Here is a 17,499-nt window from a genome sequence, read left to right as displayed (position 1 = left end):
GAAATTTCAAATAGGCGGCTGTATAATATCATCTTAGGATGACACCAACATTTAACCCAACGAAGAAAGTGTGGAGGAATTAGAGTATGGAATCTCAAACAATACTCAATGGCGGAGTAAATTCCCTTGGTTTCATGGGCAATCAAAACCTAAGCATTCCGAGTACTTCGAATGTGCCTTATGAAGTCATTCACCTCAAAGAAGAGGAGATGATCTTTAAGGAGGGCGATACGCCAAAGGGACTTTACTACGTTCAATCTGGCTGCGTTAAAGTTGTTGTAAACAGATCGCATGCACGCGGTCGTACAACAACAAACGAATATGTTACTAAACTGGTTTCACCGGGCGAATACTTTGGTTACAAATCTTTGGTAAAAGGTGTTGGCTCGACGTCTCACGCGAAGGCGGTAAAATCGACTGTGCTTTGGCTGTATCCACGTGAGCTGATTCAAGTTGCGATGGCACAGGCAAGTCCGTTGATTAAGCTGTTGTTGAACCAAGCGGTGAATGATCTTGAGTCTTTTGAGACGACAAGTCAGCTTCACTATTTGGCATCAGTTCAAGAGCGTATTGCTTATCAGTTGGTTCTGCTCTCTGACAAGTTTGGCGTGCAAACTCCAAATGGTATTTCATTGAACTTGAAGCTGACACGCAATGAGTTCGCGCAACTTGCCAGCACGATCAATGAATCTTTATCACGTCATCTGACTGAGTTTAAAAACGAAGGTCTTATCGACTTGAACGGTAAAGAAATCATTATCAAAAATCGCGATGGTTTGATGAGAAGATCGGGCAACTTCTAATTTAGAAGGGCATGATCTCTTTAAAACCCTTTTACGCGGTTTTAGTCGTAAATATAAAAAACCCGCAGTTCGCAGCTGTGGGTTTTTTTTATTCCGAGTGTGACACTTCTCCTTGACGCCTCGCACTTGAAAAGCCATATAATGCCCACCTTTGGTGGGACCTGCCTATGTCTATGGAACCTATTGGTTATATTGAGAGCGGATTTAAAGACAAATTTGGAACTCCTCGCCAGCCTGGCTTGGTGAAGAAGGCTTTGGCGAAACTGAAGATCCGTGCGGATTTGCAGCCGGCAGAGGCTTTACAGGGTCTTGAGGGCTTTTCCCACGTGTGGCTCATTTGGGTTTTCCATCAAAATAAAGTCGCTCGATATCATGCGAAAGTTCATCCTCCACGATTGGGGGGGAAGAGTATGGGGCTGTTCGCGACCCGAACTCCGCATCGTCCAAATCCGATTGGTCTGTCTTTGGTGGAGCTAGTGAGCGTGGAGAAAGATGGCATCGTCGTTTCTGGTGCGGATCTTGTCGATGGCACGCCAATTTTAGATATCAAACCCTATCTTCCAGAAGTGGAATCCGTTCCGGATGCACGCACGGGCTGGCCCGCTGAAGTTGTGAAAGATCCGATCCATGTCGAATTTACAGAGAAGGCGCAAAATCTGTTATTGGAATGGCAGGGGAGAAATCCCGATAAGTCTCTTCGTGAAATCATCGAAGAGACTTTGAAGTTGGATCCTCGTCCAGTCGTTTATAGAGGCTATGAGGAAAAAGATTCACCTTATCGCTCTGAACATGCGGTGCGATTGTTTGATGGTGATATCCATTTCAAATTCGAAAGCCCCACCCTGGTGCGAGTACTCGATATTCTTTTTATGCATAATTAGTTGCAGTTGCCTTTTATTAAGGCGCCAAGTTAGATACTTGTGATCTCAAATAAAATTTTAGGGAAACTTAAAAGGGGGAAATCATGAGAACATTGGAAACTGCATCTCATTCTGAAAATTCGATTTCATCGAAATCTGAAAACAGCACTCTTCGTAAAGTACCAACTCTGAGCCTTGCCAGTTATACAAAAGGCACTGCGGAAGAGAAAACGAAATTTATCGACAATCTTTTCACTGGTCTTAAAGAGTACGGCTTCATCATCCTGAAAGATCATAACGTCAAGGCCGCGGACCTTCATAAAGCTTACGAGCTTCTTGCGAACTTCTACGCTCTTCCTACTGAAGTAAAAAAATCTTATATCTCACCAAAAGCAGGCTTCCAACGTGGTTACACACCGTTTGGTCAAGAACATGCAAAAGACTCTCCGGTGATGGACTTGAAAGAGTTCTGGCATGTGGGTCGTGATCTTCCTGAAGGTCATGCTTTGAAAGAAGTTTATCCGGCGAACGTTTGGCCTTCTGAAATTCCTGAATTCAAAACTCACTTCTTGTCTTTGTTCAATGCCTTGGAAGAAGCGGGCAGTGTGATGCTGGAAGCTTTGACGATGCCATTGGAGCTCGATAAAGATTTCTTTGCACGCATGACTAAGGATGGAAACTCTATCCTGAGACTATTGCATTACCCACCAATCCCTGAGGGCGTTGATCCTCGTTGTGTTCGCGCGGCGGCACATGAAGACATCAACTTCATTACGATTTTGCCAGCAGCAACGACTTCTGGTTTGCAGTTAAAAGATCGCGATGGCACTTGGTTGGATATCGATTCAGAGCCAGATACTTTGATCGTAGACGTGGGTGATATGTTGGCCCGCTTGACGAACGACGTTCTTCCTTCGACTACTCACCGTGTGATCAATCCGCAGGATGGTAAGAATAGCAGCCGTTATTCAATGCCATTCTTTATGCATCCTCATCCTGAGGCGATGTTGAGTTGCTTGCCTTCTTGTAAAGGGACAGGCGCGAAATACGCTGATATCACTGGTCATGATTTCTTGATGCAAAGACTTCGTGAGATCGGTTTGATTAAATAGGGCTGGCTTGCACTCCGACTTCGTCGGAGTAGGGCAAAGAACCTAAAATTGTCACCGAGCTGAAATGACTTCAAGAAAGGGAACTGCAAAGTTCCCTTTCTTGCATTCTAGGGGTCTTCATTAGTAAACAGCAAATGCACCGTTGAACATGAGGGGGGATTTCATGCGATATCTGGTGATACTAACGATTCTTCTGGTAAATATGTGGTCTATGGAATCTATGGCGGCTGATTTGCCCATGAGATTCCGCGTGAAGACTTTTGGTCTTCAGAACAATTTGGAAAAATCAGTCATCTGGAATCCAACGACTCAAGAGGCGATGATTCGCATGGGCGTTGTGCCAACATATGTTGATCCATTTTTTGAAGATAATTATGTGAACTTCATGGCTGCTGAAAAAGTTGAAGTGACTCCTTTGGATGCTCCGGAAATAATCAATGGCTGTGATCAGGTTTCGCAGTGGCAATTTGAGTATCGTTCGGGACTGCCTGACTATTTGTTATTCATTACCCTCAAGGGGCCGAATTGTTTGCGACTCGCAGAGAATTTAGAATACTACAATACTCGTTTTCGATTTCTTAAGGCTTCAACGCAGACCTATCCGATTGACGTTTCGATAGAGATCGGTCGATAGTTAAGAGATGACAAAACGTAATTCGCTTATACTAGTTGGTGTAGTCGCCGTTATTCTGGTGCTCTCTTATTGTTTCTTTGGCGGTTCAAAAACGAACCACATGCCCCAGGATTTTCCTCCTGATCTGCCGAATCCCTCTGCCAATCCATCGGCGCAAGGTGAGGCTGCTGCGCCCCCACCAGAGGCTGCCTCTGGGGAACCTGCAATTGATTCAAATGGCTTTTTGCCAACGAAGATGGAAGATCCCAAGCGCTTTGAACTTTTGCAAAAGAACATCAAGGATATGTCTGTCTGCTTGAACATGAAAACCGGTCCGTTCACGCAAAATGATGATATGAATTTTGAAACCTTGAATACGATCATCGCGCCGGACTTGGGTGAAGTGGTAACGACCACTGAAGATTGGTCAGCAACAGATATCAAAACAAATTCAGGAGAGATTCGTCGTATCTTTATCAAGAATACTCCGAATGTTGAGATGGAAGCGATCCGCTCTCTTAAATATTACTCTATGCAACCCAACGGCACTCAAAAGGAAATCCCTTTGAGTAAAGAGCAAATGGCCAATCCATCGGATACTTTGATTGCAAGTCTTGAGGCTGATGGTCAGTTGGTAAGTAAGTCTTCGGCGCGCAAAGTTTATTATCAAAACGGTGACGACTTAAGTGTCGTAGAGAAAAACGGTCGTATCTATTCATTTGAATTGATGCACGATCAGAAGACCTTTAAATGCTCTGGCGTTGATTCTGCCAAAACACTCTCTTGTCAGTGTAAGTAGCTATTGAGCCAATCTTATAGAGCCGGTTCGCAAGGGATCGGCTTCCTTCCCGGGGTTCCCTAGGCGCCTCCAGTAAGAACTTTCTTTAGAAAATCTAATAACTTAGCTAGTTGCTTGAAGTCCTCAAGAAGTGCCATTTTTTGTATAAATTCACGGGGATTAGACAGCCTTGCGGCCTCTTTGTTAATTTAAACGGCGGACGTGGTGGAACAGACATTGAATAGTTTAGGGTCTTGAGGTGTTTATGAAGACTTTGATTATGATGGCTTTGACCTTTGTGGCGGTAACTTCGCATGCTGGATATAAATTCATGGATATCAGCGCGGAATACGAGTGCCAGACTAGCAGCGTTTATCTGTATTCATCCACGGGCAAGGTGATCAGTATTGAACCTTCATCAAAGGTGATCTACAAGCCAGCGGCGTCTGAGAATCAAAACCTAGTAATTGGAAATCACAGCTATCTTGTTTGGGTGCGCCAGTTAAACGAAACTGATGTGGGTCTTTCGATTCTTAAGAGCAGTGTCGACGCCGCATACAAGGAGATTAATGTCATTAATATGGGCTCAGGCTCCGAAGCCTCGGTCGATCTCGACTTCCCAATTAATAACACCGCAGGTGAAGGCAGCGCTAAATGCCACATCACTCTCCGTAAGTAAAATTACTGAAGCCAGGTATTCCTGAAAATAAAAAGCCCCGCTTGAATCAAGCAGGGCTTTTTTTATTTCGAACTATGTCGCGCTGAGTGAAGCAAAAGGTGCCAGGCACCTTTTGCTTATTGGAAGCGAGTCAAAGCGTCGCGCAATGATTCCAATTGAACTTTGGATTGTGCGAGCAAAACTCTGTCAGCTGCAATAACTTCTTCCTCTGCATTTGCCACGAATTTTTCGTTAGAAAGCTTCGCCGTCAGCATTGAGATATCTTTTTGCAACTTCTCGATGGTTTTGTTGATACGTTTCAACTCTTCGTCGAAATCCACAAGGCCTTCAAGTGGGATGATCACTTTTACGTTCGCATCTTTAACCATAACTGAAGCCACGGCACATTTTTGCAGGTTGCCTTCTTCGCCGATTTCCAAGTTTTCAAGGCGAGCCATTGTCATCAAGGCTGTGCGGTTGTTGCCCAACACCTTTTGAACCTGGTCGTTTGTAACTCCAAGGCGAACATTCAACTTGATAGCCGGACTGATGCGGTTTTCACCGCGGATATTACGGATTGCTGAAACCACTTCTTTTACCAAGTCGATTTCAAATGCCGCTTGCTCTGATCCCAATGCCAGGAAATCTTTGTCGTTTCTGACGTTCGGGAATTGATCCACGATACAAGCTTGGCCTTTGATCGGAAGCTTTTGGTAGATCTCTTCAGAGATAAACGGTGTGAACGGATGCAACAGACGAGTGATGCGATTCAAAACTTGTGCAATAACTAACTGAGTGGCTGCTTTCTCTTCCGCATTGGTGCCATTCATGATTGGTTTCGTAAATTCGATATACCAGTCACAGAATTGATTCCAGATGAAGTGGTAAAGAGCATTGGCAGCGTCCGAGAACTTTTCAGCCTCCATCGCTTCTTCAACTTCTTTAGTCACTTCAGCAAGTTTTGTGATGATCCATTGGTCGAAGACGCTGATATGGGCTTTGCTAGGCAAAGCTTTGACGCCCTCTGAAGGCACTTTGAAATCTGCAAGATTTGAAAGTGCGAAACGAGCCGCATTCCAGATCTTGTTCATGAAGTTGCGATAGCCTTCAAGACGTTGTTCACTGAACTTAAAGTCTTTACCAGAGTACAAATGAGCCGCAAACGTGAAGCGAAGAGCATCGGCGCCGTATTTCTCAATCATCTCAACCGGGTCAATAGAGTTACCCAAAGACTTCGACATCTTTCTGCCTTGTGAGTCGCGCACCAAGCCGTGGATGTAAACTGTGCGGAACGGCACATCCCGTTTGAATTCCAGACCCATCATGATCATACGGGCAACCCAGAAGAAAATGATATCGTGACCAGTTACCAAGTAACTGGTTGGGTAGAACGTTTTCAATGTTTCAGTCTCATCTGGCCAACCCATTGTAGAGAACGGCCATAGAGCCGAACTGAACCAGGTATCCAAAACGTCATCATCTTGTTTCAAATCAGTGCTGCCGCACTTTTCACAAGCTGTCACATCTGTTTCGCTGACTGTGTGGTGGTTGCAAGAGTTGCAATACCAAACAGGGATGCGATGTCCCCACCAAAGCTGGCGAGAAATACACCAGTCTTCGATGTTATTGAGCCAATGAAGATAAACTTTTGTCCAAGATTCTGGTTCGAAGCGGATAGTGCCACTTTCCACAACGCGTTTTGCAGGCGTCGCAAGTTGCTCCATCTTCACGAACCACTGCTCAGACAAGAAAGGCTCTACCACTGCGCCAGAGCGTGAGCAGTGACCGACTGAATGAACATGAGGCTCTTCCTTGACCAAAAGATTATGTGCTTTCAAATCTTCAACAACGCGTTTACGGGCCTCTTGAACTTTGAGTCCAGCATAAGGGCCCGCGTTCTCGTTCATCTCTGCTTTTTTAGTCAAAAGATTGATGAAATCCAGATTGTGCGATTTTCCAACTTTGTAGTCGTTGAAGTCATGGGCTGGAGTGATTTTCACCACGCCAGAACCGAACTCTTTGTCTACGTAAGTGTCGCCGATGATTTTGATCTTGCGACCAAGCAAAGGAAGAATAACGTTTTTGCCGATCAAGTGTTTGTAGCGATCATCTTCAGGATTCACGGCTACGGCTGTGTCTCCTAACAGAGTTTCTGGGCGAGTCGTTGCTACAGTCAGGAATCCAGAACCATCTTCCAATGCATAATTGATATGGAAAAGAGTTCCCTTGATTTGTTTGTGTTCAACTTCCAAATCAGAAATCGCAGTCTCAAGCGGACCTGACCAGTTCACAAGGCGTTGACCACGATAGATCAAACCTTTCTGGTGAAGGCTCACGAATACTTTGCGAACCGCTTTAGAGGCGCCTTCATCCAAAGTGAAGACCGCGCGGTCCCAATCACAAGAATCGCCAAGGCGACGCATTTGTGAGTAGATGCGATTTCCGTATTGATGTTTCCACTCCCAAACTTTTTCGACGAATTTTTCGCGGCCAAGATCGTGACGAGTGACATCTTGTTTTTTGAGTTCTTTTTCAACTACGGATTGAGTGGCAATGCCGGCATGGTCCGTTCCGGGAAGCCACATCGTATTGAAGCCATTCATTCTTTTCCAACGAATGAGCATATCTTGAATCGTGTGATCCAACGCATGTCCCATGTGCAAGAAACCCGTGACGTTCGGTGGTGGAAGAATAATTGAAAAGGGAGGTTTTGTAGATTGATCCTGAGCTTTGAAAAAGCCGGATTCTTCCCACCACTGATAAGTTCTGTTTTCTACATCAGCCGGGTTGTAGCGATCTGATAAATTCTCTGACATTGCAAATTACCCCTGAAGGTTTAAGGACACGATATCCCAAGGTTTTTAACCCCTAGAACATAGCAGATTCCCCCTCCAAAGAGTAGCACCCCAAGACCATAAGAGTGCCAGCCTCCATTTTGCGTCTACACCGCATCAAAAACCGAAGGGTGCCTGCCGTTTTCTCCGAAAAGATGGCAGGCACCTTTTTCGGCTTTTCCGAAGAGGAACCAGGTGTTCTTGTGGGGGGAGTTATGATGCGGTGTAGACCCAAAAAAGAAGCAGGCACCTTTTTGGGCATAAAAAAAGGGAGGCTTTTGGGGCCTCCCTTGATGAAAGTCTGTGTGCTTTCTTTATTATTTCAAGAAGTCGCCCATCAAACGAGCGCCGAGCACGATCTCTTGACGAGTCAGGTCGCTGCCAGTTTCTGGTGTTTCTTTGATATTTTGGTACGCAAGGTGGTAACGGTAGATATCATCTTTACGTGGCTTGTATTCGATGATGGCGCCGTAGCCAGTGAATTTGTTTGTTGCGCTAGCTGAATCAACTTTTTCAGTTGTGCTTGTGAACTCAAGACGTGGTGTCCATTGCTCCCAACCAGTCCAAGCTGCTTTTACAACTACTGAATCCATTTTATCAGTGAACGAAGAAGCTGCTGGCTTGTAATCATTCTGTTGACCAATGTATTCAATAGACGCCATCACAGGAGTTGCATCCCATTTGAAGCCTGCAGAGTACATTTTTGATTTGTCATCGCTAGTGTATGAAGTCGGTGCTCCCTGAGGGTTGTTTGTGCCAGGTAGCTCATGGTAGCTTGCGATCAAGCTAATAGCTTTTTCCATGAATGAACCTTTATAAACCAAGCCCCATGCATTAGAAGTTTGATTGAAAGCACCAGATCCAGTTGTTTCATCTTGTGCTGGATTCAAAATCATTGCAGAGAACACTTGATCAGCAAATGTATAGTCAACTTTCGCACCAGTCATATAGAGGATGTTGCCATCGCCAGTTCCATAAGATCGGCTTGCCAATTGGTCATTGCCAAATTTATGAGAGTAAGATTCTGATGTCAGATACAAATCCGCACCTGACATTGCGCCTTCAAAGCCACCGATGTCAGAGTAGAGCTTGCCCAGAGTCACGCTGAATCCAGAGCCCAATTTTTGCGTGATGTATGCCAACTGAATGTTATTCCAGATGTTATCACGAGTTCCAACGGCAGGCGTATTTCCGTAGAAAGTCCATCTTACGCGATAAGAAAGGTCTTCATTCATGTTACCTTTAAAATCCAAACGAGCGATTTTGAAGTACATTCTGCTGAAGTCCGAGTTCTTTGTTGCTCCACCTGTTGGTGCAGTGACACTTTCGGCATTTTTATTATAGTCAGCACTTTGGTAGTCGCCGCGGAAATCATAGCTGATGCTTCCCGCGTGCGCCGCTGTCGCCGCCATTGTTGTTGTTGCTAATGTTGCTGCCATCAAAAACTTTTTCATTCCTACGTCCTTGGTTAAAGTCTTATGGTTTAAAGTCTAAAAAGATCTCTATATGTGGCTAGTATGTTACAGCCAAGTTCCTGAGCCAACTATCCAATCTTCTTTTGTGTCACTTGCCTTACATTTTTTTACCCAAGACTTCTTAGGTGTGGCCGCTGGCTCGCCAAACTTTGTCCATTCGTAGTCCACCCAGGCACCAGATGGAGTCTTTTTCACAGCGTTAACGAACTCTACGAAAAGTTTTTTACCTTTAGGATCTGCCTTCGTTGAAAGATCCTGACCGTTCAATTCAGTTTTGATTGGATGGATGATCATGGTTGGCTTCATATCTTGAACCCACACATAGTTCGGTTCGCCACAGCACTCGAATCTCATGGCGTTGATTTCAGGAAGGCCAGCTTTGCCCTTAGTCTCAACAACTTTGCAAGCCCACTCTACGCGCTCCTTAACAGAGTCTTCTGTGCAGACCGCGGTTTTTTTCGAAGCAGTGCAGTTGTCAGCAGCAAAGGCTCCAACGCTGAGTAAAGTTCCTGTTAAAAAAACAAAATATTTCTTCATCTTTCTCTCCTTGAAAAGCATTTTGGTGTCATTAATAGATCAAAATAGTAGAGAACCTTTTGTACTTGAGTATTAGTTTTTAGAATTCTTAGTCCTAGGTCGAGACTCAAATATGACTCCGCCTTATTTTTGTAAAAAAACATTCAAAATTGGGCGCCCATTCGTTTAGTGAACTGTTAAGCGGGCCGAATAGCATTACAGACCTGAATTGTAATTTCTTGAGGGAGGGTTTGTGTCGAAGTGGTTTCGCGGATTGAGATTTAAGTTCCTAGCTCCGGTGTTTTTTCAAGTGGCTATTATATTGATGGTGGGCGGAACCTCCTTTGTATTTATGGGAAAGCTCTCTGCGGAAATCGAAGAGGCAAGTTTAAAAAGACTTCCTGAAGCAAACTCTTTGGCGACAATGAATTCAAAAGTCCACGAAGTCGTACGCTATTTGTGGGGAATTTATGGTTCTGGAATTGATGTCGAACAACGTAAAAAATTGACTGATGAAGTTTCTCAAGCCATCGCTGATTTTGAAGCAGCGAAAGTTGAATATGAGAAATTTGATCGCTCCGCAGATGGCAAAGATTTGTATAAACCCGTAAATGAACAGTGGGCGGCATTTAAAGCTGAAGTGGATTCTGCATTAAAATATCTTTCTAAGAATGATCCGCGCTGGGATGAGATGGCGAAATACAACCTCTCTGCGAAAGTGCGCGATTCGGCGGCGCCTTTAGTTGCGAGCTTTAAAAAGATCTCGTCTCACACCCTCGAAGAGCAGAAAAAACGTGGACAGGAGTCAGTTTCGCAAGCTCACTTATCAAAGCAAACAATTATATTAGTTTCTGGTGTGATGTTCTTGTTGTCGTTGGTTGTGACCTTCATGTTGGCGACCAATCTAACAAAAAGAATCACGCAATTTATTTCGCAAATTCGTACCTCCAGTGAAACCGTGAATTCTGCATCTGGCAGTTTAAGCTCGGCCAGTCAAATTCTTTCAAGTTCTTCAGTAGAGGCGGCAGCCTCTTTGGAAGAGACCGTGGCCTCTTTGAATATGATCATGGATCTGGTGAAGGGAAATGATCAGAAGTTGAAGCTCGTCACGGATCTGTCCCGCCAGGCGGGCGAAGCAGCCCATCACGGTGAAAATGAAGTCCGCACCCTGGGTGATGCGATGGCGCAGATTTCTGACAGTTCAAAGCGCATTTCTGAAATTACAGATGTGATTGATGATATTGCCTTCCAAACAAATCTTTTGGCTCTGAACGCGTCAGTAGAGGCGGCAAGAGCTGGGGAGCACGGGCGAGGATTCGCTGTTGTGGCAGAAGCGGTGCGAACTTTGGCGCAAAGAAGTGCGATTGCAGCGAAAGACATTTCTAGTCTGATTAAAGAGACAAGTGAACGTGTCGAGCGAGGCGCTTCGATTGCCGGCAAATCCAGTTCAGCGTTAAAGAACATCGTTGAGGTTGTTGAAAAAGTGACAGTCCTGAACTCAGAGATTTCAGCAGCAAGTCAGGAGCAGTCTGAGGGCATTAATCAAATTAATCATGCGATGACTCAGCTGGATGAATCGACTCAGAAGAATGCTCAGATGGCCCAAGAGGTCGCAAACTCTTCAGAGAAAATGCGTCATGAAACAGATGGTATTCACGCGGATATTTTTGAGTTTAATAAAGTTGTCGAAGGCTCAAAACAAAATGTCGAGGATGAAGGTTTAAAGGCCGCTTAACGGGCCTTTATCCTTGCTCTTCGCGCTTCTCTTGCTCAATGCCATTGAAGCCGCCACGAACGTAGTGTGCATTCATAAAGCCTGCGGATTCCAAAGAGTCCGCGATTTTTTTTGCCTTGGATCCATCTTGATCTAAAACCACAATTGCAAAATGAGCCGGCAGATTTTTCGCTCTCACTTGCTCTAGATAGTTCTCTTCCGTGGCATGAATGGTGACTGCTTCCAGATGCATGGCCTCGACGCTTTTATACCAAACGCTGAGATCCACTCCGAAGTTGACTAAAACAAAAGGGATGCGACCGCGGACGAGGTTGTCGAATTGAAAATAGCCAATTTGCGCAATGTCGATCATGTTCTAGCCTTCGCGATATGTGATTTTGCGTGATCCGGAATAGATTTGAAAATAAGAATAACAATGGCAAATCCTAAGAATGCCATCGAGCCAGAAACCCAGAATGGTGAAGTCATTGAGATATGCTGATAAAGCATTCCTCCAATTGCGGGTCCCAAGATTCTTCCCAATGAGGCCATACTTTGGGTGACGCCCATTGCTGCCCCTTGCTCTTTAGAATCAGTCAACAAACTGATGCTTCCAAGCGTAGAGGGGTTGGCCAAGCCATTACCCAAAGAAAGTAATGTCATAGTGATAGCCATCGCGACCAGGTTGTCTGAGAAGGCAATTCCCGTGATTCCCAGCGCGAGCAGGAAAATACCCAGACGCAAAACTTTACGCTCACCCCATTTTGGCAAAAGACGACGAACCAAGAAACCTTGAGTGAAGATGATGATCACACCGATATAGGCAAAACCAAAGCTGACTTGCTTAACATCCCATTGAAATTTTTCACCCATGAAAAGAATCAAAGTTGCTTCCATTCCTGACATGGCCAGTGAGGAAAGTAAGAAAACCGTCATCAAGGGACCTACGGTTTTTACATTGAGATAGTGCCACATTGTTGAGAAGCGTTTCTTCTTCTCAGCGGATTCACTCTTCTCTGACAAAGATTCTTTCAGGAACTTGATGCCGAATAAGAAGTTCAAGAAGCAAAGTGCTGCGACCCAAAGGAAAGAAAACGACGTATCGAAGTGCGGTGTTGCATCAATATGATGACCCCAAACCGCCAAGCCTCCACCCAAGGCCGGGCCGACGACGAAGCCCAAGCCGAAAGCGACGCCGATCAAGGCCATGCCTTTGGAGCGCTCGTGTTTTGGAGTGATGTCAGAGATATAGGCGGATGCGGTTGAAATACTGGCTCCAAAGAAGCCTGCCAGGATGCGGGCGACGAAAAGCCACTCTAGGCTGCGTGCCCATGCGAATAAAATGTAAGAGAGTCCTTCGCCCACCAAGCAAAACAGCAAAATAGGGCGACGACCCAGGCGATCACTCAGTCTTCCCCAGAAAGGCGAGAAGATAAATTGCATGGCAGAGTAAACTGATAATAAAAGTCCGGTTTGAGTCGCTGTTGCTCCGAAATTGCGACTCAATATTGGAAGGATTGGAATAACCACACCAAAGCCTACAAGATAGAGGAAAACTGTGAAAAAGATGATGGCGAGCTGTGATTTATTTGATGTCGGAGTCATAGCCTTGTTAATATTAGGAACTTATGAAAATGGCAAATAATCTTCAGCGTTTGACGTTACTCTTTGTAGGTCTTTTTTTGTTAGCTCCAGCAGCTCACTCCTTCGATAATTACAAGGAGTTCAAAAGGGATCGTTGGGACTTTGAATTAGGTACCCAGTATTTCTATTCTGACGCCAATTACGTCAATATGGGCAGTGGAACTCAAAAACTGACTAGCGGGAACCATTATCAGCTTATAGATGTGAACTTTAGTACTCGTTACATGCCAAGTCGCGACTGGTCGCTCTTTGCTTTGGCGACTATTGGTAATGCGGAAAGCAAAAATTCCGTTTCAACTCGCACGAACAGCTCTTTGACTCAGCTTTTAGGTGGATTTGACTTCATCATGTACGACGGTGTGTTCCAGTTGGTGCCTGAAATGGCGGTTTTGATCCCGTTTGAAAAAGTTGATGGCACAGCCGATCAAGTTTTGAACGCCGAAGGGGTCTTTGAGGCTTGGGCAAGAATGACAGCGCAGAAAGATTTAGGCGCGGCTCGCATGTATGGTTGGATTGGATTTAATTACCGTGGTGAAGGGCGTTCCTATGTCATGCCTTGGGGCGTTGGCTTTCAGGGTAACTTTGGTGTTTGGAAATTGGGTGGAGAGTTTTTCGGAACTCAAAGTATCACCGATGATAAAGATACAAATAATAAGGCCTCTCGCAATGCTTACTTGAATCAAGTCGATGCAGAATCCTATAGATGGTACTCTGTGAATCCTTCTTTGGTGGACACATTGTTGTATGCCACATGGGATGTGGCTCCTGCGTGGAGTTTGCAATTTAATGGCGGAGCAACAGTTGCTGGTGAAAACGCGGCGGCTGGTTACCATGTGGGTGGCTTCATTCGTTATAGTTTTGACTTAACTCGCGGCTATTCGGCGCCACGATCCTACGAACCCGTTCATAATGCAGTTCCTTCCGGTAAGTCGAATATGCACAAGGAATCTGACACGGAATTGAGCTCTGAGCAAAAAGTGAAGAAGTTCCGGGAGCAAACGGATGATGGTGTCGATCAGACTATATTTAAGCCGACGCCAACGAAGCGTCCAAAAACTGTTGATGATGAATTGCAAAGACAGATGGATGACGCCGAAATGCAAATCGAGCTGAAACAAGATAAGAAAAAGAAGAAGAAATCCGGTTGGTAAGATCTGCTAGAGCTTGAGTTTTTCTTTGACGAGCTGTTCGCTCATGCCGAGCAGCTCCACTGTTTTAGTGCGACCTGTTTCGCCTCTGACTAAAACAATGTCTCTCTTCGGAATATCAAAAAAATCTGAAAGAAATTTGATAAGTCCTTCATTGGCTTTGCCATCAATGGGCGGGGCGGTGATTTTTATTTTAAGAAGTCCGTTGTGAAGACCCACAACTTCATTTTTCGAGGATTTCGGTTGAATAAAAAGGTGGAGTCGAACTCCACCTTTTGTAATCTCAATCATAAGCTGTTTCGACGAAGTCGGAGTGAATCACTATTCGGCGGACAAAGGAGAAATATTAGTATTTCTGCCGGCTGTCTGATTCGCGTTTCCAGTGTTCACCATGTTGTGATTTGGAAGATTCATTTGTGGCATGTATCTTTCGCCTTGTTCCAACAAGCTCAAGTGAGCTTGGGCCAATGCTTTCAAGTTCGCCTCAAACTGCATGCGAGCACGTTTCAAGTCGTTCACTTCCTGATACATTTTTTTAAGTGAATCACGAGAATCACGTGTGATGATCTCAGCTTTCTGTTGAGCGTCGGCAGTGATTAACTTCGCTTCTCTTTCAGCATCCTGACGAAGACGGTCTGCCATTTGAGTCGCAGTTTGGATCGTCTCTTTAAGAACCTGATCGCGATCTTTGTATTCCATTAAGGAAAGTTCTTTTTCGCGCATAGCCTCTTTCAAAGCGTTGCGTTCCTGAATAAGTGCTTCCATTTGCCCGGCGATCTGCTGGAGGAAATCCATAACCTCGTCAGTATCCAATCCCATCATCTTTTTACCAAAAGACTTGTGAGCAATATCAATAGGAGTAATCTTCATTATGTTCCTCCTTGAACAATATGAATTAAGGATAAAGGCCGAGTCTGCGTCTGGGCAAGACTATTTGATTTCTCTGGCCATTTCTTTGTTTCTCATCGCTGCTTTTTCAAAGCTGATGCGCAAAGCTCGTTCGATTTCGAGTTCTCTCATGGACTGAAGTCCAGCTGCGGTCACTCCCTTTTTGGACGTAACACGAGCTTGCAGGTCCTCAACCCCTTCGCGGGCCTGTGCGGCCAACAAAGAAGCACCGACAAATGTTTCAATTGTCATAAGGCGGGCTTCTTCCACGGAAAAGCCATGTTCCTCAATCCAATCTTGCCAGTACATCATCATTTCAAAAACAAATCCGGTTCCACTTGAGCAAGAGATCATCAAGGCTTCAAATTGATCCTCATCCGCCACTTTGATCACGCGACCCAAGGGTTGGAACAAATCTTCCACAGTACTCTCGAGGGCTGCATCTTCATCATCATTGAGAAGATAACCAATAACACCGCGGCCAATCAGTGAGGGAGTGTTGGGCATAACTCTGCAAAGTCTTGCGCCATTGAGAACTCTTTCGAGTTTTTCCATGCGCACACCGGCAGCGACGCTGATGACGATTTTGTGTTCATCGAAAGCGCGGCCGACTGGTTCAAGTGCTGTCAGAAGATCTTGAGGTTTGACCGCCAAGATAATGATGTCGCAGTAGTCGATCAGTTCTTCGTTGTTGGCGAAGGTGGTGATTTGATACTGCTCTTTAAGTTTGATCAACTTTCCTTCAGATCTGTTGGTGGCGCATATGTGTTTTGCCGGAATGCCGCCTTCGATGAGGCCTTTGATCATGGCTTGTGCCATGTTACCCGCGCCCAAGAAACCGATTTTTTGAGATTTTAACAGTGGATTCATGGAGTAGGTGCTCCTCTTGTCTGCACTCCGACGTTGTCGGAGTAGGGTTCTGCACACCGACAATTGTCGGAGTAGGAAAGTCTAACTTTGGCAAACCGCAGAAGCGGTCTATTCTTAAAGTCTACCTTTTGGCAGGGCGTTCGCCAAACAAAATAGTCCCAAGACGCACAATGGTTGCTCCCTCTTGAATAGCCACCAAATAATCATGGCTCGTGCCCATTGACAGCTCAGTCATCGGGTGAACTTGGGTGTTTGTTTGTTTTTTAAGCTCTTCTCGAAGCTCGCGGAGTTCCCTAAAATAAGGACGTACTTCCTCACCTGTTTCGGTTAGTGGCGGCATGGTCATCAGGCCATAAATTTTCAAATGGGGCAGTTGGGTGAGTTCAGCCCATTGCTTAACGACTGTTTCTTTGTCGAAGCCACTTTTGGTTTCCTCTTGGGCCAGATTCACCTGAATCAAGATATTCTGCTCAATTTTTTTGGCTTCGCATTGACGGCTTAAGGCCTGGGCAAGTGCCAAGCTTTCCACGGAATGAATGAGATGAAACTTTCCAACAACCTGTTTGGCCTTATTCTTTTGGAGGTGGCCAATGAGGTGCCATTCAATATCGGGAAGTGAATTTAACTGCTCGATTTTTTCTATAGCTTCCTGCACATAGTTTTCGCCAAATGAGCGCTGACCATCTTCATAAAGTGAATGAACTTTATGTGCAGGCTGCAGCTTCGAAACTGCCAGCAATTTACAGGATCCCAATTCTGCGAGAACTTTCTTTAGAGCCATATAGGAAACCTAGCACCCGATATTTTAAGAGTCACGCGTGTTAACGGCAAAGAGCGTAGTCTTGGATGGCTTCTTGTATTTCGGCGTAGATCTTCTTTCTTGAAGTTCTCTGCAAAACTTCCCAGTAAGTCTCTCCAGATTTTGCAAAAAGAGGCAGGCCGCGGCCTAGCTGGTCGTTGATCATTGATAGAGAGCAACGAATGCTGCCCTTGGCTGTGGAGCCATCGCCGCGTTTGCAGCCATCTGGCGAATAGGCATTTTCGCGACCCTTATGAAGTTGCATAAGGCCCACCAAAGTTCCATTGGGTCCTCCGTGAAGAGGAGGATTTTCGCGGCAAGAGCTTTCGTGATTGGCCATGGCCGCGATAATCGCAACCCACATTCCATTTTTTCCGTCGCGGTCCATTTGTTGGTAGCCAGGGCAAATTCGATACAAGTCAGAGGATCCGCGAATCAACTCGTCGTATTTATTTGTCTCAAGTTCGCTAATAACGGCCAAACCCCACGGGCCATAAGAATTTCCTTTGGCAAATTTACTACAAGTGGCGGCCCAGTTCATGCGTTCGCCGATGTCGGCAACACTTTGTGGTTCTGTGCCATTGGAGACAGCATTTCGAATGGATCGGGCGTTGAGGGCATCCTTACTTAAAGTCGCTGGTGCAAATGAGCATTCCACGCAATTGCTCGCTTCGCTGAGAGTCTTCGCAGCAAGCGCGCTGTGGGCAATAAAATGAATTGAAGCAAAGAAAATCAGTGACGCTAAGTACTTCATAGGGACCTCTTGGCTTAGAAGTAATTCACTGAC

The 17,499-nt window shown here is 45.3% G+C and carries 18 protein-coding genes; 8 read left to right on the top strand and 10 right to left on the bottom strand.

Translation table 11 applies throughout. The features are described 5' to 3' along the window. Window positions 1-86: 86 nt before the first annotated feature. The 6 genes from NWE73_RS11975 to NWE73_RS11950 all read left to right on the top strand — a co-directional run bounded on the left by NWE73_RS11975 (window position 87) and on the right by NWE73_RS11950 (window position 4,845). The gene (locus NWE73_RS11975; RefSeq protein WP_277578566.1) at window positions 87-803 is read left to right on the top strand and encodes a Crp/Fnr family transcriptional regulator; all 717 of its coding nucleotides are present in this window, start codon (window positions 87-89) and stop codon (window positions 801-803) included. Between the two features lie 167 nt (window positions 804-970). Further along, window positions 971-1,684 (top strand): tRNA (N6-threonylcarbamoyladenosine(37)-N6)-methyltransferase TrmO, encoded by a 714-nt coding sequence (tsaA, locus tag NWE73_RS11970; protein ID WP_277578565.1) that lies wholly within the window; start codon window positions 971-973, stop codon window positions 1,682-1,684. An 83-nt stretch (window positions 1,685-1,767) separates the two neighbouring features. Then, window positions 1,768-2,775, top strand: coding sequence for an isopenicillin N synthase family dioxygenase (locus NWE73_RS11965; RefSeq protein WP_277578564.1), 1,008 nt, complete (start codon window positions 1,768-1,770; stop codon window positions 2,773-2,775). A 163-nt stretch (window positions 2,776-2,938) separates the two neighbouring features. Next, window positions 2,939-3,409 (top strand): hypothetical protein, encoded by a 471-nt coding sequence (locus NWE73_RS11960; protein ID WP_277578563.1) that lies wholly within the window; start codon window positions 2,939-2,941, stop codon window positions 3,407-3,409. A 7-nt stretch (window positions 3,410-3,416) separates the two neighbouring features. Beyond that, window positions 3,417-4,187, top strand: a complete 771-nt coding sequence (locus NWE73_RS11955; protein ID WP_277578562.1) for a hypothetical protein — start codon at window positions 3,417-3,419, stop codon at window positions 4,185-4,187. A 244-nt stretch (window positions 4,188-4,431) separates the two neighbouring features. Further along, the gene (locus NWE73_RS11950; RefSeq protein WP_277578561.1) at window positions 4,432-4,845 is read left to right on the top strand and encodes a hypothetical protein; all 414 of its coding nucleotides are present in this window, start codon (window positions 4,432-4,434) and stop codon (window positions 4,843-4,845) included. Between the two features lie 116 nt (window positions 4,846-4,961). Here the strand turns inward: NWE73_RS11950 and NWE73_RS11945 are convergent, their stop codons facing one another. From NWE73_RS11945 to NWE73_RS11935, 3 genes are all read right to left on the bottom strand, one after another. Next, complete coding sequence (locus tag NWE73_RS11945) at window positions 4,962-7,640, bottom strand: valine--tRNA ligase (protein WP_277578560.1); 2,679 nt, start codon at window positions 7,638-7,640, stop codon at window positions 4,962-4,964. 335 nt (window positions 7,641-7,975) lie between these two features. After that, complete coding sequence (locus tag NWE73_RS11940; protein ID WP_277578559.1) at window positions 7,976-9,112, bottom strand: porin; 1,137 nt, start codon at window positions 9,110-9,112, stop codon at window positions 7,976-7,978. A 66-nt stretch (window positions 9,113-9,178) separates the two neighbouring features. Beyond that, window positions 9,179-9,670: a cache domain-containing protein gene (locus tag NWE73_RS11935; protein WP_277578558.1), complete on the bottom strand. Its 492-nt coding sequence runs from the start codon at window positions 9,668-9,670 to the stop codon at window positions 9,179-9,181. A gap of 232 nt (window positions 9,671-9,902) precedes the next feature. Between NWE73_RS11935 and NWE73_RS11930 the strand changes: the two genes are divergently transcribed. Continuing rightward, entirely contained in the window at window positions 9,903-11,384 is a 1,482-nt protein-coding gene (locus tag NWE73_RS11930) for a HAMP domain-containing methyl-accepting chemotaxis protein (RefSeq protein WP_277578557.1), read from the top strand. Window positions 11,385-11,391: 7 nt separating this feature from the next. Here NWE73_RS11930 and NWE73_RS11925 read toward each other — a convergent pair whose 3' ends face one another. Next, window positions 11,392-11,736, bottom strand: coding sequence for a rhodanese-like domain-containing protein (locus NWE73_RS11925; RefSeq protein ID WP_277578556.1), 345 nt, complete (start codon window positions 11,734-11,736; stop codon window positions 11,392-11,394). Beyond that, a complete protein-coding gene (locus NWE73_RS11920) occupies window positions 11,733-12,968 on the bottom strand; it encodes an MFS transporter (protein ID WP_277578555.1) in 1,236 nt (411 codons plus the stop codon). The genes NWE73_RS11925 and NWE73_RS11920 overlap by 4 nt, the downstream gene beginning before the upstream one ends. A gap of 23 nt (window positions 12,969-12,991) precedes the next feature. Here NWE73_RS11920 and NWE73_RS11915 point away from each other — a divergent pair, with 23 nt between their 5' ends. Further along, a complete protein-coding gene (locus tag NWE73_RS11915) occupies window positions 12,992-14,158 on the top strand; it encodes a hypothetical protein (RefSeq protein ID WP_277578554.1) in 1,167 nt (388 codons plus the stop codon). A 6-nt stretch (window positions 14,159-14,164) separates the two neighbouring features. Here the strand turns inward: NWE73_RS11915 and NWE73_RS11910 are convergent, their stop codons facing one another. From NWE73_RS11910 to NWE73_RS11890, 5 genes are all read right to left on the bottom strand, one after another. Beyond that, window positions 14,165-14,446, bottom strand: a complete 282-nt coding sequence (locus NWE73_RS11910) for a DUF167 domain-containing protein (RefSeq protein WP_277578553.1) — start codon at window positions 14,444-14,446, stop codon at window positions 14,165-14,167. Window positions 14,447-14,476: 30 nt separating this feature from the next. Next, window positions 14,477-15,025 (bottom strand): DivIVA domain-containing protein, encoded by a 549-nt coding sequence (locus NWE73_RS11905; RefSeq protein WP_277578552.1) that lies wholly within the window; start codon window positions 15,023-15,025, stop codon window positions 14,477-14,479. Between the two features lie 60 nt (window positions 15,026-15,085). Next, window positions 15,086-15,913, bottom strand: coding sequence for a pyrroline-5-carboxylate reductase family protein (locus NWE73_RS11900; protein WP_277578551.1), 828 nt, complete (start codon window positions 15,911-15,913; stop codon window positions 15,086-15,088). 121 nt (window positions 15,914-16,034) lie between these two features. Beyond that, window positions 16,035-16,694, bottom strand: a complete 660-nt coding sequence (locus NWE73_RS11895; protein WP_277578550.1) for a YggS family pyridoxal phosphate-dependent enzyme — start codon at window positions 16,692-16,694, stop codon at window positions 16,035-16,037. A 40-nt stretch (window positions 16,695-16,734) separates the two neighbouring features. Next, on the bottom strand, window positions 16,735-17,466 hold the full coding sequence (locus NWE73_RS11890; protein WP_277578549.1) for a hypothetical protein: 732 nt from the start codon (window positions 17,464-17,466) through the stop codon (window positions 16,735-16,737). Window positions 17,467-17,499: the final 33 nt, after the last annotated feature.

The sequence above is a fragment of the Bdellovibrio svalbardensis genome, from assembly GCF_029531655.1.
Lineage (GTDB): Bacteria > Bdellovibrionota > Bdellovibrionia > Bdellovibrionales > Bdellovibrionaceae > Bdellovibrio > Bdellovibrio svalbardensis.
This window is presented reverse-complemented; position numbering and strand designations above follow the sequence as displayed.